The following is a 22697-nucleotide window of genomic DNA, read 5'->3' as shown; positions in this document are numbered from 1 at the left end:
TCCCCGGCTCGGGACAAAGGCTTCGCCTTTGCCCTGGGGTCCAGGGGCAGCGCCCCTGGCCAACGTCAGAACATCCAGGCGAACCCGGACGGCAAGGGCTGCGCGATCAGGCCGGGCGGGCGCGCAGGCGGCGGATCAGGCCGATCACCGGGGCCACGGTCAGGGCCAGCAGGATGCCGCCGCCGACCAGCAGGGTGATGCTGCGGTTCCACAGCTTGTCCAGCGCCATGTCGGTGGTGGCCAGTTCCGGGCGGGCGGGGTCGGCCAGCACGGTGACGGAATAGTCGCCGCTGTGGATGTCGGTGAAGATGTAGTTCACGTCGCGCGACACGACGCCGGTCTTGGTGCGCACCGACAGGGTGGCGTCGCAGATGTTCAGCACCAGCCGGGAACTGCACTTGCCTTCCGTGACCCGGCCATCGGCCATGGGCTGGGCGGTGCCGCGCACCTGCCAGTCCGAGACGAGGTTGGGCACGGTGTACACGGCAATTGCCACCAGCATGGCGCCGAACATCAGCGTGCCGAGCAGCGCGAAGAGGGTGCCTCGCCACCCACCGTCCTGCGGCGGGAGGGAGAGTTGCCGGGGCGGCTCGGTCTGGCTCTGCATGCGGGGATTGTAGCGGGACCGTCGGGGCGGGGGAGTCACCCGCCGGTTACATTCTCGGGATTGGGAAAGGGGCGGTGCCGAGGTCCCGGATCGGAACCTCGGCATCAGGACGCGCGGCTGGGGTTTCGGGATCAGGGGGGCTGCGGGGCCGTGTCGTTCGGGAATGGGGCGCCGGCTGCCGCGCGCTGCGCCTCCTCGGCCAGCAGGCGGCGGGCGACGGCGGCCTGGCGGTAGCGGGCCAGCAGGTCCAGCAGCCCCTGCGCCTTCAGCCCGCGCGGCAGGCCCGAGGTCAGGGTGACGATGTGCCGCTTGCCGTCCAGCTTCACCCGCCGCGATGCGCCGCGCAGCCGGGCGGGGAAGGGAGCCTCGGGCAGCAGCAGCAGGCGGGTGACGAGGCCGCCCTGGGTCGCCGTCATGTCCATGTCGGCCACGTCGTCCCAGGCGATGGGCGCGCTCAGCCCGGGGATCACCAGGGCATCGGGCCGCAGGATCAGGAAGGGCTTGCGGCCGCGGCGCAGGGTGATGGCGCCCATCGCCACGAAGAAGAGGCCCAGCGCGCCGCCGGCACCGGCCACGATGTTCTTCTCCAGGGTGCCGAAGCCCGGCACGTCCACCGCCAGCACGAACAGCGCCGCGGCGATGAGGAGGCCGCCGAAGATGAACAGGAAGAGGGCGCCGCCGCGGGTGTTCTCGTGCAGCACCTGCTCGTCCGGCGCCACGCCGGCGGCGGCGGCTTCCAGCGCCGCGTGCGCTTCGCGGTGGCTGTTGCGCGCCTCGGCCAGGAAATCCGCCGTGGCAGCGCGGCACAGCGCCTCGGGGGCGGCGAAGAGGGTGGCGAGGGGCGGGCGCGCTTCGGGCGGCGGCAGAACCGCGGCCTCGGCCAGCAGGGCACCTTCCGGGGCGCGTCCCAGGGCGGCGACGCGCTGCCGGGTCGGCGGGTGGGTGTCGGTGGGGTGGGGCTGGGTGTCTTCCAGGTGGGCGGTGGGGTCGTCCAGGCCGCGCGCGGCGGCGTGCGCCAGGGTGGCGGCCACCAGGTCGGGCGGCGCGGCGTCGGGGGCCTGGAAGGCGGCTTCCAGCGTTTCGTCGATGCGCGGGTGGGCGGCAGCGGTGCGCAGCAGGGCGCGCGCCGCGGCGTCGGGGGAGGTGACGCCGGCGCCGGCGGCATCGGCGGCGAACTCGCGCAGCCGGCTCCAGTGCCGCACGGCGTGGTGGAACTGGTCCATGGCGAAAAGGCCCAGCCGCAGCGCCGGGCGCATCAGCGGGGAAATGGAGCCGTCCGCCGCCTGGCCGGCCAGCACCACGGCATCCAGGGAACGGCCGACCCCGGCGTAGATCGGCAGGAAGCGCAGGCTGTACTCGGTGTCGCCGCCGGAGAAATGCGCTAGCTCGTGGCCGATGATGGCGGCCAGCTCGTCATCCCGCAACAGGGGCAGGTAGGGCAGCGGCAGGTAGAGGGTGCGGCCGGCCAGCGCGGCGCCGCCGGGTTCCAGCGTCTTGGGGCCGGAGGACACGAAGAAGCCCCCCGTGAGCCCCACCACCACGTTGTCCGGCCGCAGCGCGCCCAGCCGTTCCGCCAGCTCGTCCAGCAGCCGCCACAGGCCGGGCGCTTCCGCCGCGGACACCGGCCGGCCCGCGATCACCAGCGGATCGGGGGTGAACAGGTCCACCGCGCGGCGCAGCTGCAGCAGCGCCTTGCCGGCGGTCCACAGGCTGGCCACCACCGCGAAGCCGGCCAGGCCCAGCAGCTTGGCCCCGCCCGCGCCGAGGTCGCTGCCTTCCAGCAAGGCCAGGGACTCGAAGGCCACCGCCGCCACCACGCCGGCCGCGGCCAGCAGCACCTGCGTGCCCAGCAGCGGCGGCAGCGCCCGGCGCACCACGGTGAAGCCGCGCACCAGCGCGTCGCGCGAGCCGCGGCCGGCGCGGCCCAGCAACAGCGCCGCGAACAGCGCCAACGCCGAGAGCGCCGCTGCCAGCCCGCCGCAGGCGATCACCACGGGGGGAAGGTAGCCGCGCCAGTAGGACAGGGTGACGGCGCCCTGAAGGTCGTCCAGCTCCTCGCGCGCCTGGGCGGTCGCCAGGGGACCCACGTAGGTCTGGCCGTTGCGGCGGAACTGCGCGCCCATGTCGAAGCCGCGGGCCGGGGCGGGACGGGCTTCCAGGATCGCCACCGCCTTGGCCGTGCGATCCCGCTGTTGTTCCAGCGTCGCGAGGTCGTCGGCGGCGCGGTCGCGTTCCCACAGGCCGAGGCCCAGAAAGGCCAGGGGCAGCAGCACGGTGGTGAGGAGCAGGTTCAGCGCGGCGCGGCCGCGCCGGGGTTCGGCGGGAATAATTCGTCTCCTGGCGGGCCGGTCGGCGGCGCAAGCTAGCCGAGGCGGCGGAAGGGCAACAATCGCGGCGGGCGCCGCCGGTGGGGCGGTGCCGCCGCGGGCCAGCATGCGGCCGAGGGGTTGAGAAAACCCTTGCCCGGGCGGTGCTGGTCCCGGCCCGCACCGGGCCCCGGGCCCCGGGCCCCGGGCCCCGGGCCCCGGGCCCCGGGCCCCGGGCGCCGGGCCGGTGGGATCGGGGCCGCGGCGCGGTGCGGCCGGGGCTCAGGCCAGCAGGGGGGCCAGAAAGGGCTCCAGGGCGGCGAGCACGGCTTCGGGGGCTTCCTCGGCGAGGTAGTGGCCGGAGGGGACGGGGCCGCCGGACACGGGGACGTCGCTGTAGCCGCGCCAGGTCGCCACCGGGTCGTACCAGCGGGCGACCTGGCCCTTGGCGCCCCATAGGGCCAGCAGCGGGCAGCGCAGGCGTTCGCGGGCGGCGCGGGAGGCGCGGTCGTGTTCCAGGTCGATGCCGACCGCGGCGCGGTAGTCCTCGCAGATGGCGGCCACGGTGCCGGACTCGTGCAGGGCGGCGAGGTAGTCGGCCCGGGCCTCGGGGTGGAAGATGTCCTGGCCGCCGCGGGCGGTGTGCAGGGCGAACCAGTCTTCCACGTCGCGCCCGATCATGCGCTCCGGCAGGGGGTGCGGCTGGGCCAGAAAGAACCAGTGGTAGTAGCCCAGGGCGAAGGCCAGGTCGGTGCGCTCGAAGTGGGCCAGGGTGGGCACGATGTCCATGGTGCAGAGGCGCTGCACGGCGTCGGGGTGGTCCAGCGCCAGGCGGTGCGCCACGCGGGCGCCGCGGTCATGCGACACCACGCCGAAACGCGGGAAGCCCAGGTCGCGCATCAGCCCGGCCATGTCGGCCGCCATGGCGCGCTTGCTATAGGCGGCGCTGCCGGGGGCCACGGGCGGCTTGCCGCTGAAGCCGTAGCCGCGCAGGTCCGGGCAGACCACGGTGAAGCGCTGCGCCAGGACGGGGGCAACGCGGTGCCACATCAGGTGGGTCTGCGGGTTGCCGTGCAGCAGCAGCAGGGGCGGGCCCTCGCCGCCGTGGCGCAGGCGCAGCGTTTGTTCCCCGACCTGCCGGTGTTCGAGGGTGAAGCCTTCCAAGATCGCCACCGCTGTCGTCCTTTTCCCGTGTGCGGCGGATATGATGCGGCGGGCCGGGCGGGGGCGGGAAGCCGGGCCGTGGCGCGGGATGGGTCGCAGGGCGGGCCGCATCCTGTGCTGCAACGCAACGACCCCGGCGCACGTTTGCCGCGCCATGTTCGCCTTTCTTCTCCGGCCGATCCGCCAGGCCCTGCGCCACCCGAGCTGGAGCATCAGCCGGTTCTGCGGCGAATGCCTGGTGTTCGCCCACAGCGCCACCGCCGCCCGGCGCTTCGCGGACGGGGCCTTCGTGCTGCCGCTCTGGCCGGAAGCCGCCCGGTCGACGCCGCCGGCCCCGCCCTGGTCGCAATGCGCGCTGGTGGACGTGCAGGAGGTGGCACGGGCGCCGGGCGAGGCGGAGGGCGAGGTGCTGACGCAGAACGGCCTGGAAGCGGCGCGCCCGGTGGCTGAGGCGCCGGTGCCGTAGCGCCGCCGTCCGGGAACGCCGGGGCGGCCGGTGGCCGTTCCGCTCGGACCGGGTCAGGCGGCCAGGTCGCGCATCACGGCGATGAGGTCGGACTTGCCCTCGAATCCGATGCCGGGAAGCTCGGGCATGCGGATGCGGCCATTTTCCACCCGCACGCCGTCGGGGAAGCCGCCAAAGGGCTGGAACAGGTCAGGATAGCTCTCGTTGCCGCCCAGGCCGAGGCCGGCGGCGATGTTGAGCGACATCTGGTGGCCGCCATGCGGGATGCAGCGGCGCGGGCTCCAGCCGTGCTCGCGCAGCATCTCCAGGGTGCGGAGGTATTCCACCAGCCCGTAAGACAGGGCGCAGTCGAATTGCAGCCAGTCGCGGTCGGGCCGCATGCCGCCGTAGCGGATGAGGTTGCGCGCGTCGGGGGTGGAGAAGAGGTTCTCGCCGGTGGCCATCGGCCCGGGATAGTGTTCCGCCAGCGCCGCCTGCAGCGCGTAGTCCAGCGGGTCGCCGGCTTCCTCGTACCAGAAGAGCGGGTAGTTCGAGAGCGCCTTGGCGTAGCGGATGGCGGTGTCCAGGTCGAAGCGGCCATTGGCGTCCACCGCTAGGCTGTGGCCAGCCGGCAGCATGCGCAGCACCGCCTCGATCCGGCGAAGGTCGTCGGCCAAAGGCACGCCGCCGATCTTCATCTTCACCACCGTGTAGCCGCGGTCGAGGTAGCCCTGCATTTCGTCGCGCAGCTGGGGGATGTCCTTGCCGGGGTAGTAGTAGCCGCCGGCGGCGTAGACGAAGACGGACGGGTCGGCGCTGGCGGCACCATTCCCGAAGCGTTCGGCCAGCAGGCGGAACAGCGGCTGCCCGGCGATCTTGGCCACGGCGTCCCAGACCGCCATGTCGATCGTGCCCATCGCCACCGAGCGTTCGCCGTGGCCACCCGGCTTCTCGTTGCGGAACATGGTGGCCCAGACCTTGTGCGGGTCCAGGTTGGTCTGCGCTGCGTCCAGCAGGCTTTCGGGCGGGGCTTCCAGGATGCGGGGAGCAAAGCGCTCACGGATCAGCGCGCCCTGGCCGTAGCGGCCATTGGAGTTGAAGCCGTAGCCCACCACCGGCCTGCCGTCGCGCACCGCGTCGGTGACCACGGCCACCAGGCTGAGGTTCATGCGGCTGAAGTCGATATAGGCGTTGGCGATGGACGAGGCGATCGGCTTGGTGACCTCGCGGATCTCGAGGATGCGGACGGACATGCGGCGGCGCTGCTCCGGACGGAAAGGGCTGGCGTGTTGTAGGGCGGCGCGCGGCCCGGCGCGATCCGTCCCGGCTGGCGGCGAAAGGGCGCGGCGCGGGTGCCGCCCGGGCCGCGGTTGCGGCGTTGCAGGGCGTGCGGGATGCGGAACCGCGCGGCGGCGCAACGCCGACGGCGGGGACCGCTGCCGCACGGTGGCGTGCGGGCGGGGCGCCTGGTGCTGTGCCGCGGCCAGGACTGCTGCGGCGCGACGGCCAGCGGGCGCGGCCGCGGCTGCAATGCGCAAGGGCGGGAGGCGACGTGACCCTTTTCTTGGACCTCGACGGCGTGCTGGCCGATTTCGACCGCGGCGTGCAGGCAGTCACGGGCAAGCGGCCGGAGGAACTGCCGCTGAAAACCATGTGGGCGGCCCTGGCCCGCGCGCCCCGCTTCTTCGACACGCTGCACTTCATGGAGGATGCGGAAGCGCTGTGGCGCTTCTGCGCGCCGCACCAGCCGACCATCCTGACCGGCCTGCCGCTGGGCAGCTGGGCGCCGGAACAGAAGAAGCAGTGGGTGGCGCGCATGCTGGGCGCGCATGTGCCGGTGATCACCTGCATGAGCCGCGACAAGCCACGCTATTCCGGCCCCGGCCATGTCCTGGTGGACGACCGCGCGTCCGCCCAGGAGGGCTGGGAACGCAAGGGCGGCACCTTCGTGCACCACCGCTCGGCGGAACGGTCCATCGCCGCGCTGCGCCAGCTGGGGCTGGACGGGGCAGATCCGGCCGGGCGGCGCGACGGGGCCTGATCCGGCCTGCGGCCGAACCCGGGGCGCCGGCGGCGCCGAGGTGGTGGTTCGGGATGCAGGGCGGGACGCTGCCGGAAGGTGGGCCGCGCGCCCGTCCCGGTCCGCCGCGGCGGGTGGAAACCCGGCGGCGGTGCCGGTGGTTCACCCCCGGGGATGGCGCGCTTCGGCTCTCGGGTGAAGGAAGGGGACAGCGCCGGTGGGCGCGCCCCGCCTGCTGCCGGGGCCGCGTCCGATCAGGGGTGGGTGCAGATGGTTCGGTCTCCTTTCCTCGGCGCCGCGGCGGGCCTGCTGGCCCTGGTGCTGCTGCCGGGCTGCGACGAAAAGAAGGAGACGGCCCCGGCGGCGCCCGAACTGGGTGACCAGGCGCGGCAGGCAGCGGAAGCCAGGCTGCGCAGCGGCGCGCGCGACGGCGCCGCCGTGCGGTTCCGGGCGATGCAGACCTATGCGCAGGCGCTGCCGCGCAGCGTCGCCGTATGCGGCCACGTCAACCTGACCGGCGGGTCCGACGAGCCCTTCATTCCCTTCGTGTCGGTGGTGAGCTTCGACGCCGAAGCCGAGGCGCCGCCGCGCGTCGACCAGCACCTGGCCAACAGCAGCCAGGAAGCGACACGCGTTTATGTCGAGCTGGTGTCGCGCTGCTTCGAGGGCGGCGGGCCGCAATCGAACCGGCAGATGGCGCCGGCTCCCTTGCCGCCGCTGCCCACCGGCCTGCCGCGCTTCGGGGAGCCCGCCGCCGGCAACGCCCCGGCCGCGCCCGTGGCGGAGACCCAGGCTCCGGCGGCCCCGACCCCGGCCGAGGCCGCGACCGCCCGGCCCGGGCCGGAAGGCGTGGCCATGCGGCAGAACGGCAACCTGCATTCCGGCCCGGTGGGCGCCAGCCCGGTGCTGCGCGTGGTGCCGCGCGGCACGCCGGTGCGGGTTTATGCCCAGGCGCCGGGCGGCTGGTACCAGATCGGCAGTGCCACGGAAGCCTGGGGCTGGATGCATGGCAGCCTGCTGGACGGCGCCCCGTAACCCGCAGCGCGCACGGGTGACGCGCCGTTGGCGTTCCGGGTGGATCGGGTTGCGCCTGGATGGTCTGACGTTGGCCAGGGGCGCTGCCCCTTTGGCCTCGGCCTGAACATGCGGACACAACCGATCCACAGGACCCGGCAGCGGGGTGCCCACCAGCAGGCGCGGGTTCGGGTGAGCGGCGCGACCCGGTTTCGCCGGGCCGCACCGGCGATCGTCAGGGCGTGAACACGGCGCGCAGGCAGTCTTCCTTCTTGTTCTTGAACAGGTCGTAGCCGCGGGGACTGTCTTCCAGCGACATGGGGTGCGTCAGCAGCGGCGAAGGGTCCATCTCGCCGCGCTCGATATGGCCGAACAGGCGCTCGGCGTAGCGCTGGCCGTGCTGCTGGCCGGAGCGGATGGTGAGAGCCTTGTTGACCACGGCGCCCATCGGGAACTTGTCCACGAAGGAACCGTAGACGCCCATCACGGACACGGTGCCGCCCTTGCGGCAGCACTCGATCGCCTGGCGCAGCGCCGAGATGCGCTCGGTCAGCAGCAGCTGCTGCTTGGCGACGTCGTAGAGGTAGCCGGCGGAATAGTCGTGCGCCTCCATGCCGACGCAGTCGATGCAGCTGTCGGGGCCGCGGCCGCCGGTCAGCGCCATCAGCGCTTCGGGCACGTCCACCTGGGAATAGTCCAGCACCTCGGCCTTGCAGTGCTGCTCGGCGATGCGCAGGCGTTCGGGGAAGCGGTCGATGGCGATGACGCGGCCGGCACCCAGGATCCAGGCGCTCTGGATCGCCATCAGCCCGACGCCGCCGCAGCCCCAGACCGCCACCACGTCGCCCGGCTGGATGTCGGCGAGGTCGGCGCCCATGAAGCCGGTGGGGCAGGCGTCGGAGACGAAGAGCGCCTTCTCGTCCGGGATGGCTTCCGGGACCTTGAAGACGTTCACGTCGGCGTAGGGCACGCGCACGAACTGCGCATGGGAGCCGGAATAGCCGCCCAGCATGTGGGAATAGCCGATGATGCCGGCAGGGCTGTGGCCCCAGACCGCCTCGGCCGCCAGCGGCTTGGGATTGGAATTGTCGCAGCAGGAAAAGGAGGTGCGCTGGCAGTGCTCGCACTGGCCGCAGCCGATGATGGAGATCACCACCGCGCGGTCGCCCTTCCTGAGCTTGCGCACCTCGGAGCCGGTGTCCACCACCTCGCCCATGAACTCGTGGCCGATGATGTCGCCGGGCTTCATGGCGGGGATGTAGCCGCCCAGCAGGTGCAGGTCGGACCCGCAGACCGAGGATTTGGTGACGCGGATGATGGCGTCGCGGGGGTTGACGATCTCGGGGTCGGGAACCGTTTCGACCCGCAGGTCATCCACCCCGTTCCAGCACAGCGCTCGCATCTCGAACTCTCTCCTCAGGCGGTGGCGGGGGTGGCGTCGTCGCGATCGGCGCGGCGCATCGCGGGCGTCGGGATCTCGCCGGTTTCCAGCAGCTGCTTGAGCCGGCGCAGGTCGTCATGGGCCTGCTTGCCCGGCTCCTCGCCCCAGAGCTTGGCGAAGAGGCGACCGAGCTGCCCGGCTGGCGGTTCATAGGCGATGGTGGCGCGTACTTCCGTGCCGCGGTTGGCGGGGGCAGGGATGAACTCCACGGCGCCGGTGTTGCGCACGTCGGCACCCTCTTCCGAGCGCCAGCTGATGCGCTCGTTGGGGCGGTCCTCGGTGACCACGGCGTCCCATTCCACTGTCTGGCCCATCGGCGCGCGTACCACCCAGTGCGAGCGCGTGTCGTCGGTCACCTCGATGCGCTCCACATGCGACATGAAGCCGGGCAGGTTCCGGAAGTCGCGGAAAAAGGCGTAGACCTCGGCGGCTGGCTTGCTGATCGTCACGGAGCGCGACACGGCGGCGGCGCTCTTCCAGCCCAGCTTCTGCGCCACCTGCCGTTCGCCGGGGTTGGGGCCCAGCCGGGCGCTGACGGGGCAGTAGCCGGTGGCGCCGCGCCCGATCAGCGCCGCCCCGCCCAGGGCCAGCAGGCCGCCGAACAGCCCGCCGCGCCGCAGGCCCCAGAGCGCGGTGAGGCCGCCGGCCAGGCCGGACACCCAGCGTTCGGTCTCGCCCAGGTTGGCGCCGGGACCGCGCGGGCCGTGCACGGAAGCGCTTTCCGCCGATGAACGATAGGCCATGGGTTCTCGCTGCCTCCCGGTGTTGCACGTCGGCGCGGCGTGACGCCTGCCACACAAGCCAGCGGCTACGCAGCAGGTTGCCCCGCGTCATCTCTGACAAACCCGTGACACGTCCCGGTCAGCGGTGGGGGCGGGCGGGCTTTGGTCCGGGTGGTGTTGGTTGGTCTGAGTGGCTTGAGCCTTGGCCAGGGGCGCTGCCCCTGGACCCCAGGGCAAAGGCGAAGCCTTTGTCCCGAGCCGGGGAGTTTAAACTCCCCGGACCCCACGTTGAGTGCCTCCGGCGGGGGCGGGATGATCCACGTTGGTCATGGCGGGCACCGTCGGCCAACCCGCTCCCGCCGGAGGCACTCATGAGGTCGAGGAGCCCAAGCTCCTCGCGCGGGACGAAGGCTTCGCCTTCGCCCTGGGGTGTCCAGAGGGGCAGAGCCCCTTTGGCCAAGGCTTGAACACCAAAGACCAACCCGCACCCACCGAAACCGGAACCGCGCAGACGCCCGGCATCGTGCCGGGCTGTTCAGGGCCGCAGGGCGGGCAGCAGTTCGCGGCCGGCCATGTCGAGGAAGGCGCGCTGGTTGGTGCCGACGTTGTGCAGGTCGATGCTCTCGAAGCCCAGCGCGGCGCATTCGCGCAGCTGTGCCGCGTGGCGGGCGGGGTCGGCGGAGATCAGCACGCTCTCGTGCAGGTCCTCGGGGCGGACGAAGCGGGCGGCGGCCTCGAACTGCTCGGGGGTGCGGAGTTCCCAGTTGAGGTCGCCGCCGAGCAGGTTGAAGCGCCATTGCGCATGCGCCTGTTCCAACGCTTCCGCCTCGGTGGCGGCCCAGCTGAGGTCGGCCTTGAGAAAGAGCGGCTTGCCTTCGCCGCCGCCACGGCGAAAGGCGTCCACGATGCGGCGCAGCTTGTCCGGCTGTGTGCCGACGGTGAGCAGCCCGTCCGCCCAGCCGCCGAGCCATTCCGCCGTGGCCTCGGTGGTGGCGGCGCCCACCAGGCGGGTGGGCTGTTCGGGCCGGGACCACACCTTGGCGTGCACCACCGACACGCGGCCGCGATGGGTGACGGTTTCGCCCGCCAGCAGGGCGCGGGTGATCTCCGCCCCTTCGCGCAGCCGGGCGTTGCGCTCGGCCTTTTCGGGCCAGGGCTGGCCGGCGACCGCCTCGTTCATCGCCTGGCCGCTGCCCAGCGCGATCCAGGGCAGGCGGCCGGGAAACATCTGCCCCAGCGTGGCGATGGCCTGGGCCAGCACGGCGGGGCTGTAGCGCCAGCCGCCGGGCACGCTGATGGCGCCGAAGCTCAGCCGCTCCGTGGCCTGCATCGCGGCACCGAGCCAGGACCAGGCGAAGCCGGACTGGCCTTGCGAGGGCGACCAGGGCTGCAGGTGGTCGGAGGAAAAGGCGGCGTCGAAGCCCACGGCCTCGGCGTGCTGGACGAGGCCGAGCAGGTCGCGCGGCGCGAACTGCTCGTGCGAGATGTGGTAGCTGAACAGGGGCATCTCAGGTGCTGTGCGGTGCGGCCGCCACGCCGCCGTGGCGCGGCCGGCGGTGAACCGTGGCGGCACCGGGGATGGGGCGCCGGGAGGGCAGCGTCACGAGCCCGTCCAGAGCATGATCGCCGCCCCGGCCACCGCGGCGATGGCCGTCACGGCCACCACCATGGCGAGGGGGCCTTCCGGCCCGGTGCGCGCCCGCGCCGCTGCCCCCGGCAGGGACTCGTCGGCCGTCGCAGCGTCCGCGGTCATGGCCAGGCGGCGCGGGTCCGGCGGGCCGCCTGCGATCGGTGCCACGGGATCAGGGTGCGCCGGCAGCGCGGTTTGGTCGTCGTTTCTCGACATGGTCGGCCTCCATCGCGCCACCGGCGCGCGCCGCACCCGCGGCGAGGGGACGGGGTTCGGGCTTGGCCACGCTGCGCCGCGGCTCGGGCGGCTTGGTATCCAGGAGGGGCAGGAACCGGTCGGAGCGGCGCCACCAGCCCGGCTGGTCCAGCGCCGGGGTGAAGCGGCCCGTCGTGGCCAGGGCGCGCACGGCTTCCGCCACCAGGGTGGGGCGCGGCGGGTCGAAGCGGGCGTCGAAGACGCCGGGCTCGTAGGCGCCTTCCCGGTGGCGCAGCAGGGACTTCCAGTCCATCGCCCCGAACAGGGACCAGGCGGTCACGGCACGCAGGTCCACGCCGTCCTCGCGCAGCCGCTCGGCGGCTTCCCACACGTCCACCAGCCAGCGCTGGCATTCCTCCGGCTCGGTGCAGCCGAGATGGGCCTCCGTCACTGCCATGGGCAGGCCGTAGCGGTCCCAGGCTTCGCGCAGCCGCGCCTCGACGCCGATCATGTCGGCCGGCTGGCGCACGCGCACCGCTTCCACGTCGGCATAGGTCTGGTGGCCGTTTCCAGCGCGGTAGCGCTCGGGGTAGAGGTGCAGGCGCTCGTCCAGGAAGCGGTCGCTGGTGACGTAGTGGTTGATGCCGAGGATGTCGGGCGGGCAGGGATCGTCCACCAGGGCGTCCAGCGCCGCCGGGTCCAGCCCAGCCGCTTCCATGGCGCCGCGCCAGGGGTGGTCGCGATCCACCCGGCCACAGAGCAGGTCCAGGCTGAGCCAGCGGCGCTCGTTCTCGTGCCGGGCCTGGGCGGCCATGACGGGGGTGGAGAAGACGCGGCCGAGATCCTCGGTCTGCACCAGCCGGGCATCCGGGCGGACCCGGCGGATGGCCCGCATCGCCAGGGCGACGCCGCGGCATTCGCCGAACAGCGCCTGCAGGAAGGCGTTCATGTCGTTCCCGTGCGGGAACCAGTGGCCGTAAAGGCCGGAAAACCGCGCCGTGGTCAGCGGTTCGTTCACCGGGGTCCAGTCGCGCACCCAGGGGTAGCGCGCGGCGACCCGGCCGGCGTAGTCTGCCAGCTTCTCGGGGAAAAGGGGGTCGAGCAGGTCGGTGTAGACCGGCCCGGCACCGTGATGCACCAGCCCGACGATCGGCGCGATGCCGAGCTGCCGCAGCCGTGCCAGCCGGTCGTCGGACCAGGACCAGTCGCATTCCTTCAGGGACCGCGGCGCCACGCGTTCCCACAGCACGGGATAGCGCAGGGTCCGGATGCCGAGCGAGGCGATCAGGTCCAGGTCACCGGGGCGGTCATGGTGTCCGGTTTCGTGCAACTGGTCGCGCTGGTCCTCGCCGATCCGCACAACCGTGCACTCGACGCCGCCCCACATTTCCAGACCGCTCATGCATTGCTCTCCGCCGTTCCACGCGCCGGCGCCGCCGAGGATGCCGCGACGGTAAGGTGTCTGTGCTTCCCGGGTTGCCTCAGGCAAGACTGGCCCCCGTCACGCTTGCGCCAGCTTTGCTCCCCTCGATCAGGGTCATCATGGCGGCCCAGGTCCGGTCCCAGGAGATGCGGGCGAGGTGGGCGTCCACCCGGGCCAGCCAGGGGGCGCGCGGCCGCGCCATGACGTGTTCCAGCGCCGCCACGGCGGCCCCGGGGTCGCGGATGATCTCCACCAGCCCTTCCTCGCCCCAGGGGCGCGCCACGTCGGTGATGGCAGTGGACACCACCGGCACGCCGGCGGCGAGGTATTCGGGGGTCTTGGTGGGGCTGATGAACCGGGTGGCCTCGTTCAGCGCGAAAGGCATGAATCCGGCATCCCAGTGCGCCAGCTGCGCCGGCAGCTCCGCGTAGCGGCGACCGCCGAGCCAGTGGATGTTGGGGCGGCGGGGCAGCTCCTCCTCCGCCAGCTTCACCACCGGGCCGACCATGACGAAGCTCCAGTCCGGGCGCAGCGCGGCGCAGGCATCCAGCAACGCGAGGTCCATGCGCTCGTCCACCACGCCGAACCAGCCGATGCGCGGGTGCGGCAGAGCCGCCAGCTCCGGCGGCTCGGGCAGCGGCGCCGCCCCGCGCGGCTGCGCCGCGCCGGGCGAGCCGGGCCTGCGGGCCGCGGCGAAATGCGCCGCGTCGATGGAGGAGGGGAAGCAGTGGATGTCGGGGTGCAGGCCCTGCTTGGCCTCGAACAGCGAGCGGCCGCCGGTGAACACCAGGTCGGCGCGGCGCAGCAGGCGGCGCTCTCCCAGCAGCAGCTGCGGCGAGGCGTCCTTGAAGGCCGAGAGCTCGTCCATGCAGTCGTAGACGGTCAGGCGGGGCTGCAGGTGCCCGGCGAAGCTCAGTGCCAGGGGCGTGTAGTACCAGGCGATGTCGGGCTGGCCGATCTCCGCGAACAGGGCGTCCAGCAGCGGGCGCTGCTGCCGCTCGACGCTGCCGGGCACGCCGTCCCAGTAGGGCAGGACCGGCACCGCCACCTCGATGCCGGGAAACACCTCCTCGCGGTCCAGGCGCGGCAGCCCGGGCGCCGGCGCCTCGAAGCGGGCTTCCTCCAGGTACAGCACGCGCCAGTGCCGCGCCGCCCGCATCAGCAGGTGCTGCGGCCGCTGCAGCACGAGGTCCCAGCGCAGGTGCGACAGGCAGAGCAGCAGCGGCTGGCCGGCGGCAGGATCGGGCAGGGGCATGCGCGTCTCCGGAAAGCAACGGTGGACGGAAAGAACCGGTTGTCCCGGGCGGCGCGCCGGCTGCAAGGCGGGCGACTCCGGGCTTAGGCGAGGGGGGAGGGGCCAGCCGTACGCTTCCGAACCGTTCATGTCGCGCAATGTCGTGAGCAGTGGCGCCCGGGCGAACCGGCGCCGCGCCCGGTTCGCCCCCTCGCAACACCGCAGCGTCCGGCAGGGTTTCGCCGCGGGGGGGAATGCGACATCGTGCGCCGCAAGGCGCGGACCACGCGCCGCGGGAGGGACGGGAATGCGAAGCGGGAACGGTGGCCGGGACCTGCCCGGCGTCCGGACGGGCGGGGGCCGGGCATGAGCGGCGCGGAGCTGCCGCGGCGGTTGTTGCCGGCGCTGTTGGGTGCCCTGCCCGCGGCGCTGGCGCGGCCGGTGCTGGCGCAGCAGCCGGCCTTTCCCGCGCGTCCCATCACCGTGGTGGTGCCCTATGCCCCCGGCGGGCTGACGGACGTGCTGGCGCGTCTGGTGGCGGAAAAGCTGCGGCTGCGCTGGGGCCAACCGGTGGTGATCGAGAACCGGCCCGGCGCGGGCGGCATCCTGGGGGCCCGCACCGTCGCGGCGGCGGCGCCGGACGGCCACACCGTGCTGCTGGCCAACACCAACATCGCGGTGAACCCCAGCCTGTACCGGCAGCTGCCCTACGACACCGCCACCGCCTTCGCGCCGCTGACCCTGGCCTACACCGTGCCCAACCTGATCCTGGTGCATGCCGGGGTGCCCGCGCGCACGCTGGCGGAGATGATCGCCCTGGCCAGGGCACGGCCGGAGGCGCTGAACTACGCGTCCGCCGGCAATGGCAGCCTGCCGCATCTCGTGATGGTGATGCTGCTGCGCCAGGCCGGCATCGGCATGACGCATATCCCCTTCAACGGCGCCGCCCCGGCCATGGCCGCCCTGCTGGGCCGGCAGGTGGACGCGCTGGCCAGCGACCCGCCGGGTGCGCTGCCCAATCTGGAGAATGGCAGCGTGCGGGCGCTGGCCATCTCCTCGCGCACGCGGCTGCCCAGCCTGCCCGAGGTGCCCACGGTGGCGGAATCCGGGCTGCCGGGCTTCGAGGGCGTGGGCTGGCAGGGCTTCATGGTGCCCGCGGGGACGCCGCCGGCCGTGGCCGCGCAGCTGCACGAGGCCATCGTGGCGGCGCTGCGCGCGCCGGAGGTGAGCGAGCGCCTGTCCGGCCAGGGCGTGCAGGTGGTAGCCAACACGGCGGAGGAATTCGCCGCGTTCCTGCGCCGCGATACCCTGCGCTGGCGCGAGGTCGTGCAGGCTTCCGGCGTGGTGCTGGACTGAGGACGAGGGAAAGGACAGGGCTGTGGAGCAGCGCAATCTCGGCTATTCCGGCCTGCGGGTATCCGCAGTCGGTCTGGGCTGCAACAACTTCGGCGGTCGCAGCGATGCCGAGGAGTCGCGCGCGGTGGTGCATGCGGCGCTCGACGGCGGCGTGACGCTGTTCGACACCGCCAACGGCTATCCGGTGACCGATCGCGGCCGGTCGGAGGAAATCCTCGGCCGCATCCTGGGCCCGCGGCGCAAGGAGGTGGTGGTGGCCACCAAGTTCGGCATCCCCATGGGGCCGGGCGGTGAGCCGGGCGGGGCGTCGCGCCGCACGATCATGGCGGCGGTCGAGGGCAGCCTGCGGCGCCTCGGCACCGACTGGATCGACCTGTACCAGGTGCACCGCTTCGACCCGCTGACGCCGGTGGAGGAAACCCTGCGCGCGCTGGACGACCTGATCCGCCAGGGCAAGGTCCGCTACATCGGCTGTTCCAATTTCGAGGCCTGGCGCGTGGTGGACGCGCTGTGGATATCCCGCAGCAACGGTTTGAACCGCTTCATCTCCTGCCAGGACGAGTACAGCCTGCTGCACCGCGCGCCCGAAACCGGGCTGCTGGACGCCATGGCCGCGCACGGGCTGGGCCTGCTGCCCTATTTCCCGCTGGCGAGCGGGTTGCTGACCGGCAAGTACCGCCGCGGTGGCAGCGTGCCGGATGGCGCCCGGCTGGCCACCACCAAGCCGCTTTCCGACCTGTTCCTGACCGGGCGCAACCTGGAGATGGTGGAAGCCCTGCATGCCTTCTGCGAGGCGCGCGGCCGTTCCATGCTGGAGCTGGCCTTTTCCTGGCTGCTGTCGCGCCCCGTGGTGGGCAGCGTCATCGCCGGCGCCAGCCGCCCCGAACAGCTGGCCGCCAACATCGCCGCCACCGGCTGGACCCTGTCGCCCGAGGACCTCGCCGAGCTCGACCGCCTGACGGATGCACCCCAGCCGCCCGTGCCGCACTGAGGGTTGCGCTTTCTGGCCAGGCCGCGGCCAAGGAGGCTCTGCCCCCTTGGATCCCCCGCGAGGGGCATTTCGCCCCTCGACCCCATGAGCGCTCCGCGAGGCGAGGCGTTGTGACAGGTCACACCACGAGGATGTAACGGTTCCGCAAAGCCCCGCTTCGCGGAGCGCTCAACGCGGAGCCTGGGAAGTTCGTAACCCCCGGCGAGGACACCAGGGGGGGTAGTGCCGCCTCGCCACGGCTTGGCACAGGACGTGCAACCCTGCGTGCCGGTGCGGACGGCGGGACAGCCTGTGGGGCGGGCCGGTGGGGAGCAGCGGGAATGGGTGAGGCGGAGTTCGACCTCGTGGTGCGGGGCGGGACGCTGGCCACGGCGGCGGAGGTGTTCGAGGCCGATCTCGGCATCCGCGGCGGGGTGATCGCGGCGGTGGGGCGCGGGCTGGGCCGCGGGCAGGAGGAGCTTTCGGCCAAGGGGATGATCGTCACCCCCGGCGGGCTGGACCCGCATTGCCATCTGGAGGAGATGGGCCAGGACGGCGCGGTGCAGGAGGAAAGCTTCGACACGGGCTCGGCGGCGGCACTGGCCGGCGGGACGACCGCGTTTCTCTGCTTCCTGCCGCAGTGGAAGGGCCATTCCCTGGCCAGGAGCGCGCCGGGCTACGAGGCGCGGGCACAACGGTCGCGGGCGGATTATTCCTTTCACCAGATCATCACCGACCCGACGCCGGAGGTGCTGGAGCGCGAGGTGCCGGCACTGGTGGCGCGCGGCATCCGCTCGCTGAAGGTGTTCCTGACCTACGACCCGCTGCGGCTGACGGATGCGGAGTTCCTTCTGGTGCTGGCCACCGCGCGTCGGCTGGGCTGCATGGTCACCGTGCATTGCGAGAACTTCGACGCCATCGGTTGGCGCATCGCGGCCCTGCTCAAGGCCGGGCGCACCGACCCGCTGCAGCACGCCTGGTCCCGACCGCCGGTGGTGGAGCGCGAGGCGACGCACCGCGCCATCGCGCTGGCCGAGCTGGTGGACCAGCCGATCCAGGTTTTCCACGTGTCCTGCGAGGATGCGGCGGTCGAGATCGCGCGGGGCCGCGCGCGCGGGCTGAAGGTGTGGGGGGAAACCTGCCCGCAATACCTGACGCTCTCCACCGAGGACCTCGACCGCCCCGATTTCGCCGGCGCCAAGGCCGTGTGCTCGCCGGCGCTGCGCGAGCCTGCGGAGCGCGAACGGGTGTGGCGGCGCATCCAGGACGGCACGCTGGACGTGGTATCCTCCGACCATTGCGGCTTTTCCTTCGGCACGGCGAAGCAGGCGGCGGGCAGCAGTGCCTATGGCACGGGGGCGGCGGTGTCGCGGCCGGACGGTAGGCCGGCCTTCAATGCCATTCCCAACGGCGTGCCGGGCATCGAGACGCGGCTGCCCGTGCTGTTTTCCGAAGGGGTGAGCAAAGGGCGCATCGACTTGCCGACCTTTGTGCGCCTCAGCTCGGCCAATGCGGCGCGGCTGTTCGGCCTGGGCGGGGTGAAGGGCAGCCTGATGCCCGGCGCGGATGCCGACCTGGTGCTGTGGGACCCGGATGCGGAGCGCACCATCCGCAACGCGGATCTCCATCACGCCATCGACTACACGCCCTGGGAAGGCTTCGCGGTGAAGGGCTGGCCGGCGGTCACGATCCGCCGCGGCGAGGTGGCGGCGCGCGATGGGCAGGTGCTGGCACCGCCGGGTTCCGGCCGCTTCCTGGCACGCGGCGCGGCCGCCTCCGCCTTGCCCACGGGCCGGGTGCCCGACGGCTTCGACGCCGCCGCGGTGTGAGCCGGGCGGCGCTGATCCCTGGCCGGTGCTGTGCGGTGTTCCGGGTAGATCGGGTTGCGCCTGAATGGTCTGGCGCTGGCCAGGGGCGCCGTTTCCTGGACCCCAGGGCAAAGGCGAAGCCTTTGTCTCGAGCCGCGGAGGCCCGGCCTCCCCGGTGTCCCGCGGTTGAGTGCCTCCTGCGGGGGCGGGCGGGGACAGCGTTCTCCGGGCGGCCAACGTCAGCCATCCCGCCCCCGCCGGAGGCACTCATGAGGTCGAGGAGCCTAAGCTCCTCGCGGGGGCTCCAAGGGGGCAGCGCCCCCTTGGCCACGGCCTGAGCATCCGGAGCAGCCCGGAACGCCACGCGCCACCCGGCACGGCGCCTGCCCTCCGGGCCGGACCGCGGCGCCGGCCGGTGTGGGCTGGGGTGGCGTCGCGGCCCGGGGTTATTCCGCGGTGATGCCGGCTTCGCGGATCACCGTGGCCCAGCGTTGCAGGTCGCTCGCGATCAGGGCGGCGAAGGCGTCCGGTGTGTTGGGGGCGGGGAGGAGGCCCTGGCCCATCAGCGCTTCGCGCGTGCGGGGTTCGGCCAGCCAAGCGTTGATCGCGGCGTTGATCGGCGTGACCAGCTCACGCGGCATGCCGGCGGGGCCCATGAGGCCGTACCAGTTGTCGCTGCTCAGGCCGGGCTGGCCGGCCTCGGCCATGGTGGGGACGTCGGGGGCGATCTCGGCGCGGTTGTCGGAAAACAATGCCAGCATGCGGATCTGCCCGTCGCGCGCCAGCGGCACCGCCGTGTGCACCGGCAGCGCCATGGCCGGGATGCGGCCGCCCAGCAGGTCCTGGATGGCCGGGGGCGAGGTGCGGTAGGGGACGTGGTTCAGCTGCAGCCCGGCGGCGTGGTCCAGCAGCGCCATGGACAGGTGCTGCGGCGTGCCAATGCCGGGGGAGGCGTAGTCGATGCCGCCGGGCTTCGCCTTGGCCTTGGCGATGAACTCGGCCAGCGTGGATACGCCCAGGTCGCTGCGCACGGCCAGCAGCAGCACGCCCTTGGCGACCTCGGCGATGGCGGTGAAGCTGTTCACGGGGTCGTAGGGCACCTGCTTGAACAGGGCCGGGTTGATCACGAAGGGCGTGGTCTGCATCAGCAGCGTCCGCCCGTCCGGGGCCGAGCGCGCCACGGCCTGCGAAGCGATGTTGCCCGAGGCGCCGGGGCGGTTGTCCACCACCACCGACTGGCCCAGCCGCGCCTGCAGCACGCTGGCCACCAGCCGCGCCAGCGTGTCCGGGCCGGTGCCGGCGCCATAGGGCACCACGATGGTCACGGGGCCCGCGGCCACGCTGGGCTGCGCGCGGCCGGTGCCGGGCAGCAGGGCGCCGGCGGCCCCCAGCGCCAGGATGGCGCGGCGCGACGGGAAGGAGGGGGTGGGCACCGGGTTCTTCGTCCTTCGTGTCTGGTTTGCCAGGGCGGCCGACGTGCGGCGCCCCCGTTTCCGCCCGCTTTCTCCCCCCAAGTCGGCCGCTGGATTAAACGGGCACGACGCAGGGGAAGCGGGGCCGCGGGCTGCTGTAGAGCCTCGCATGTTGACGAACAATATTCGCCATCGTCAAATGATCACATGAACGGTTCGCTCGGACCCTGCGGCGGATGAGCCCTGTCCGGCCGATGTCCGGCCCACCCGGCGGAGCTGCTGTGGAAGCGCTGGCCGCCGATGCCTTCTGGCGCTTTTCCCTGGGTGTCTACGGCCGGCCCGGCGTCGCGGCCGCCTGCCTGGCCTTGCAGGACCGTGACGGGCTGGACGTGAACCTGTTGTTGTTTGCCGCCTGGATGGGGCATGAGCGCGGCCTGCGGCTCGGCGTCGCGGGGGTGCAGGCCGCGGCCGGGGCGGTGGCCGCTTGGCAGGCCGAGGTGGTGGCGCCGTTGCGCGCCCTGCGCCGGCGTTTGAAGGACGGGCCGCCGCCGGCCCCCGATGCCGCGACGGGCGTGATGCGGGAACATCTCAAGGCGGTCGAGCTGGAAGCGGAACGGGTGGAACAGGACACGCTGCAACGGCTCGCCGCGACGATCCCGGTGGAACCGGCGCCCGCCGGGCCGGCGCTGGCGGCGGAGAACATGCGGGCGGTGGCCGGCCTGCCGGAAGGAATGGCGCGAAGCGGCACCGACGCGCGCGCTGCGACGCGGGAGGACATCGCAGCACTCGCCGCGGCCCTGGGGGCGGGGGCATGACGCCCGAAGCGCCGAAGCGGCGCCTGATCGTCGCCCTTACCGGGGCGTCCGGTGCCATCTACGGCATCCGCGCGCTGGAGCGGCTGCGCGCGGCCGGGGGGATCGAGACGCATCTGGTGCTGTCGCGCTCGGCTGCCCGCACCATCGCGGAAGAAACGCCCTATTCCCTGGCGGAGGTGCGCGCCCTGGCGGACTGCGAATACCCCGTGCGCGACATCGGCGCCGCCATCTCCTCGGGGTCGTTCAAGACGATGGGGATGCTGGTGGCGCCCTGTTCGGTGAAGACGCTGAGCAGCATCGCGCACTGCCACGGCGACGAGCTGATCGCGCGTGCCGCCGACGTGTGCCTGAAGGAACGCCGCCGCGTGGTGCTGCTGCTGCGCGAAACGCCGCTGCATGCCGGGCACATCGCGCTGATGGATCTGGCCACGCGCAGCGGCGCCATCATCATGCCGCCCGTGCCGGCCTTCTATCATCGCCCGCAGACCATCGACGACATTGTGGACCAGACCGTCGGCCGCGCCCTGGACCTGTTCGACCTGGAACTGGGCCTGGTGAAACGCTGGCACGGCAGCACCGCCCGCCCCGGCACCCCGACCTGATCCGAACGGTGCCCACACGCCGGGCGTGGCGGGGTGTTGGGCGCGCGTGGGGCAGGTTGCGCCTGAGTGTTCGGGCGTAGGCCAGGGGCGCTGCCCCTGGACCCCGTCGGGGAGTTACGAACTCCCCGGACCCCGCGTTGAGTGCCTCCGGCGGGGGCGGGATGTCCGACGGTAGTCTCGGGGACAGCGTTGTCCTGGCCCGCCCCCGCCGGAGGCACTCATGAGGTCGAGGTGCCCCGGGCTCCTCGCGGGGTGTCCAGAGGGGCGGCGCCCCTCTGGCCCAGGCCCGAACACCCAGGCGCACCTGCCCCACGTGGCCTCAACACGGAGCCGCACCGAGCGCGGGACGCCGATCGGACCGGGGGCGGTGTATCGCATCGTGGGCGGGTGCGTTGCTGCCGGGCATGGGACGACGCATGTTCAGGGGGCGGGCGGGCCGATCCGGTACGGGGTGGGCGCGCTGTCGGGCTATGGGGGTTTTGCGCGTTGCGGACGGAGAAGAACCAGGTTCAGGTGATCGCGCGGGCCGCGGCGATCCTGCGGGCGCTGGAACAGGAACCGGAAGGGCTGAGCCTGGGGCAACTGGCGGGGCGGCTGGACCTCGCGCGCTCCACGGTGCAGCGGATCGTGGCGGCACTGGGCAGCGAGCAACTCGTGATGGCGGCCTCCCCCACCGGGCGGGTGCGGCTGGGACCGGCGCTGTTGCGGCTGGCGGCCTCGGTGGAAACCGACGTGGCGGCGCTGGTACGACCGTTTATCGCGGAACTCTCGGCGGCGCTGCGCGAAACGGTGGATTTCGCCGCGATCCGCCGCGATCATCTGACATTCATCGACCAGGTAGTGGGCCCGCAGCGGTTGCGCACGGTGTCAGCGGTGGGGGAGACGTTTCCGCTCTACTGCACGGCCAATGGCAAGGCGCACTTGGCGCTGCTGGAGGACGCGGAGATCGAGGCGCTGATCGGCCGCAGCTATCCCGCGCGCACGCCACGCACGCTGACGCGGATCGAGGACCTGCTGGCAGAAGTCGCGGTGATCCGGCGCGAGGGCGTGGCCTTCGACCGGGAAGAGCACATGGTCGGCATTTCCGCGGCCGGCGTGGCGCTGCGCGACGTGCTGGGCAACCCTGTCGCGATCTCCGTGCCGGTGCCGACGCAGCGTTTCCTGGGCGAGGAAGCGGCCATCGCGACGCGGCTGCTGGCCACCAAGCAGGCGCTGCAGGAGCGCTTCTCCGACCGGGGGGAGTGAGACCGGCAACAGGAAGCCGGGGGAAGCATCCCCTCGGACCCCCTTCTATTTTCGGGAGTTTGGGGGTGCCTTTCAGGGCATCCCCAAACTCCCGAAAGAAGGAGGGGGCTCGGGGGAGTTCACTCCCCCGACCCTTCCCATCATCCCAGACCAGCACAGCGGCCACCCCGCGCAGTGAGCAGGTGCAGCGACGAATCCGGCTTGCGCGGCTGAACCGCGATGCGATACGCACTGTTCCACAACACAGTACCGTGCGGCCGCCCCTCCGTGGTCGGCCGTGCCAGGCAA

At 72.7% G+C, this 22697-nt stretch carries 20 protein-coding genes; 9 read left to right on the top strand and 11 right to left on the bottom strand.

Features of this window, described 5'->3' with window-relative positions; all coding sequences use genetic code 11:
- Positions 1 to 106: 106 nt before the first annotated feature.
- The 3 genes from ACLIBK_RS19435 to ACLIBK_RS19425 form a co-directional block, all read right to left on the bottom strand.
- Positions 107 to 607, bottom strand: coding sequence for a hypothetical protein (locus ACLIBK_RS19435; protein WP_415388954.1), 501 nt, complete (start codon positions 605 to 607; stop codon positions 107 to 109).
- Positions 608 to 738: 131 nt separating this feature from the next.
- Positions 739 to 3042, bottom strand: a complete 2304-nt coding sequence (locus ACLIBK_RS19430; RefSeq protein WP_415388953.1) for a M48 family metalloprotease — start codon at positions 3040 to 3042, stop codon at positions 739 to 741.
- A gap of 153 nt (positions 3043 to 3195) precedes the next feature.
- On the bottom strand, positions 3196 to 4080 hold the full coding sequence (locus ACLIBK_RS19425) for an alpha/beta fold hydrolase (RefSeq protein WP_415388985.1): 885 nt from the start codon (positions 4078 to 4080) through the stop codon (positions 3196 to 3198).
- A 151-nt stretch (positions 4081 to 4231) separates the two neighbouring features.
- Here ACLIBK_RS19425 and ACLIBK_RS19420 point away from each other — a divergent pair, with 151 nt between their 5' ends.
- Positions 4232 to 4543, top strand: coding sequence for a hypothetical protein (locus ACLIBK_RS19420; protein ID WP_415388952.1), 312 nt, complete (start codon positions 4232 to 4234; stop codon positions 4541 to 4543).
- Positions 4544 to 4596: 53 nt separating this feature from the next.
- Here ACLIBK_RS19420 and ACLIBK_RS19415 read toward each other — a convergent pair whose 3' ends face one another.
- The gene (locus ACLIBK_RS19415; RefSeq protein WP_415388951.1) at positions 4597 to 5775 is read right to left on the bottom strand and encodes a mandelate racemase/muconate lactonizing enzyme family protein; all 1179 of its coding nucleotides are present in this window, start codon (positions 5773 to 5775) and stop codon (positions 4597 to 4599) included.
- A gap of 299 nt (positions 5776 to 6074) precedes the next feature.
- On the opposite strand from ACLIBK_RS19415, the gene ACLIBK_RS19410 reads away from it, so the two are divergent.
- Both ACLIBK_RS19410 and ACLIBK_RS19405 read left to right on the top strand, forming a co-directional pair.
- Positions 6075 to 6563 (top strand): hypothetical protein, encoded by a 489-nt coding sequence (locus ACLIBK_RS19410; protein WP_415388950.1) that lies wholly within the window; start codon positions 6075 to 6077, stop codon positions 6561 to 6563.
- Positions 6564 to 6812: 249 nt separating this feature from the next.
- Positions 6813 to 7577 (top strand): SH3 domain-containing protein, encoded by a 765-nt coding sequence (locus tag ACLIBK_RS19405; RefSeq protein WP_415388949.1) that lies wholly within the window; start codon positions 6813 to 6815, stop codon positions 7575 to 7577.
- Positions 7578 to 7791: 214 nt separating this feature from the next.
- Here ACLIBK_RS19405 and ACLIBK_RS19400 read toward each other — a convergent pair whose 3' ends face one another.
- The 6 genes from ACLIBK_RS19400 to ACLIBK_RS19375 all read right to left on the bottom strand — a co-directional run bounded on the left by ACLIBK_RS19400 (position 7792) and on the right by ACLIBK_RS19375 (position 14222).
- Positions 7792 to 8958 carry a zinc-dependent alcohol dehydrogenase gene (locus ACLIBK_RS19400; RefSeq protein WP_415388948.1) on the bottom strand — a complete coding sequence of 389 codons (1167 nt, stop codon included), beginning with the start codon at positions 8956 to 8958 and terminating at the stop codon, positions 7792 to 7794.
- A 14-nt stretch (positions 8959 to 8972) separates the two neighbouring features.
- On the bottom strand, positions 8973 to 9740 hold the full coding sequence (locus tag ACLIBK_RS19395) for an SRPBCC family protein (protein ID WP_415388947.1): 768 nt from the start codon (positions 9738 to 9740) through the stop codon (positions 8973 to 8975).
- A gap of 514 nt (positions 9741 to 10254) precedes the next feature.
- Positions 10255 to 11226: a TIGR03885 family FMN-dependent LLM class oxidoreductase gene (locus ACLIBK_RS19390; protein WP_415388946.1), complete on the bottom strand. Its 972-nt coding sequence runs from the start codon at positions 11224 to 11226 to the stop codon at positions 10255 to 10257.
- 93 nt (positions 11227 to 11319) lie between these two features.
- Positions 11320 to 11517: a hypothetical protein gene (locus ACLIBK_RS19385; RefSeq protein ID WP_415388945.1), complete on the bottom strand. Its 198-nt coding sequence runs from the start codon at positions 11515 to 11517 to the stop codon at positions 11320 to 11322.
- Between the two features lie 4 nt (positions 11518 to 11521).
- Positions 11522 to 12946, bottom strand: coding sequence for a family 1 glycosylhydrolase (locus ACLIBK_RS19380; RefSeq protein ID WP_415388944.1), 1425 nt, complete (start codon positions 12944 to 12946; stop codon positions 11522 to 11524).
- A gap of 79 nt (positions 12947 to 13025) precedes the next feature.
- Positions 13026 to 14222: a glycosyltransferase gene (locus tag ACLIBK_RS19375; protein WP_415388943.1), complete on the bottom strand. Its 1197-nt coding sequence runs from the start codon at positions 14220 to 14222 to the stop codon at positions 13026 to 13028.
- A gap of 345 nt (positions 14223 to 14567) precedes the next feature.
- On the opposite strand from ACLIBK_RS19375, the gene ACLIBK_RS19370 reads away from it, so the two are divergent.
- The 3 genes from ACLIBK_RS19370 (at position 14568) to hydA (ending at position 18356) form a co-directional block, all read left to right on the top strand.
- Complete coding sequence (locus ACLIBK_RS19370) at positions 14568 to 15557, top strand: tripartite tricarboxylate transporter substrate binding protein (RefSeq protein WP_415388942.1); 990 nt, start codon at positions 14568 to 14570, stop codon at positions 15555 to 15557.
- 22 nt (positions 15558 to 15579) lie between these two features.
- Positions 15580 to 16548, top strand: coding sequence for an aldo/keto reductase (locus ACLIBK_RS19365; RefSeq protein WP_415388941.1), 969 nt, complete (start codon positions 15580 to 15582; stop codon positions 16546 to 16548).
- Between the two features lie 320 nt (positions 16549 to 16868).
- Entirely contained in the window at positions 16869 to 18356 is a 1488-nt protein-coding gene (gene hydA, locus ACLIBK_RS19360; protein ID WP_415388940.1) for a dihydropyrimidinase, read from the top strand.
- Between the two features lie 425 nt (positions 18357 to 18781).
- Here hydA and ACLIBK_RS19355 read toward each other — a convergent pair whose 3' ends face one another.
- A complete protein-coding gene (locus ACLIBK_RS19355) occupies positions 18782 to 19768 on the bottom strand; it encodes a Bug family tripartite tricarboxylate transporter substrate binding protein (RefSeq protein ID WP_415388939.1) in 987 nt (328 codons plus the stop codon).
- A gap of 233 nt (positions 19769 to 20001) precedes the next feature.
- Here ACLIBK_RS19355 and ACLIBK_RS19350 point away from each other — a divergent pair, with 233 nt between their 5' ends.
- The 3 genes from ACLIBK_RS19350 to ACLIBK_RS19340 all read left to right on the top strand — a co-directional run bounded on the left by ACLIBK_RS19350 (position 20002) and on the right by ACLIBK_RS19340 (position 22409).
- On the top strand, positions 20002 to 20562 hold the full coding sequence (locus ACLIBK_RS19350) for a TIGR02444 family protein (protein ID WP_415388938.1): 561 nt from the start codon (positions 20002 to 20004) through the stop codon (positions 20560 to 20562).
- Positions 20559 to 21164, top strand: a complete 606-nt coding sequence (locus tag ACLIBK_RS19345; RefSeq protein ID WP_415388937.1) for a UbiX family flavin prenyltransferase — start codon at positions 20559 to 20561, stop codon at positions 21162 to 21164. The genes ACLIBK_RS19350 and ACLIBK_RS19345 overlap by 4 nt, the downstream gene beginning before the upstream one ends.
- A gap of 513 nt (positions 21165 to 21677) precedes the next feature.
- Positions 21678 to 22409 carry an IclR family transcriptional regulator gene (locus ACLIBK_RS19340; RefSeq protein ID WP_415388936.1) on the top strand — a complete coding sequence of 244 codons (732 nt, stop codon included), beginning with the start codon at positions 21678 to 21680 and terminating at the stop codon, positions 22407 to 22409.
- Positions 22410 to 22697 lie beyond the last annotated feature (288 nt).

The sequence above is a fragment of the Roseomonas sp. BN140053 genome (genome assembly GCF_047690175.1).
Taxonomy (GTDB): Bacteria; Pseudomonadota; Alphaproteobacteria; order Acetobacterales; family Acetobacteraceae; genus Roseomonas.
This window is presented reverse-complemented; position numbering and strand designations above follow the sequence as displayed.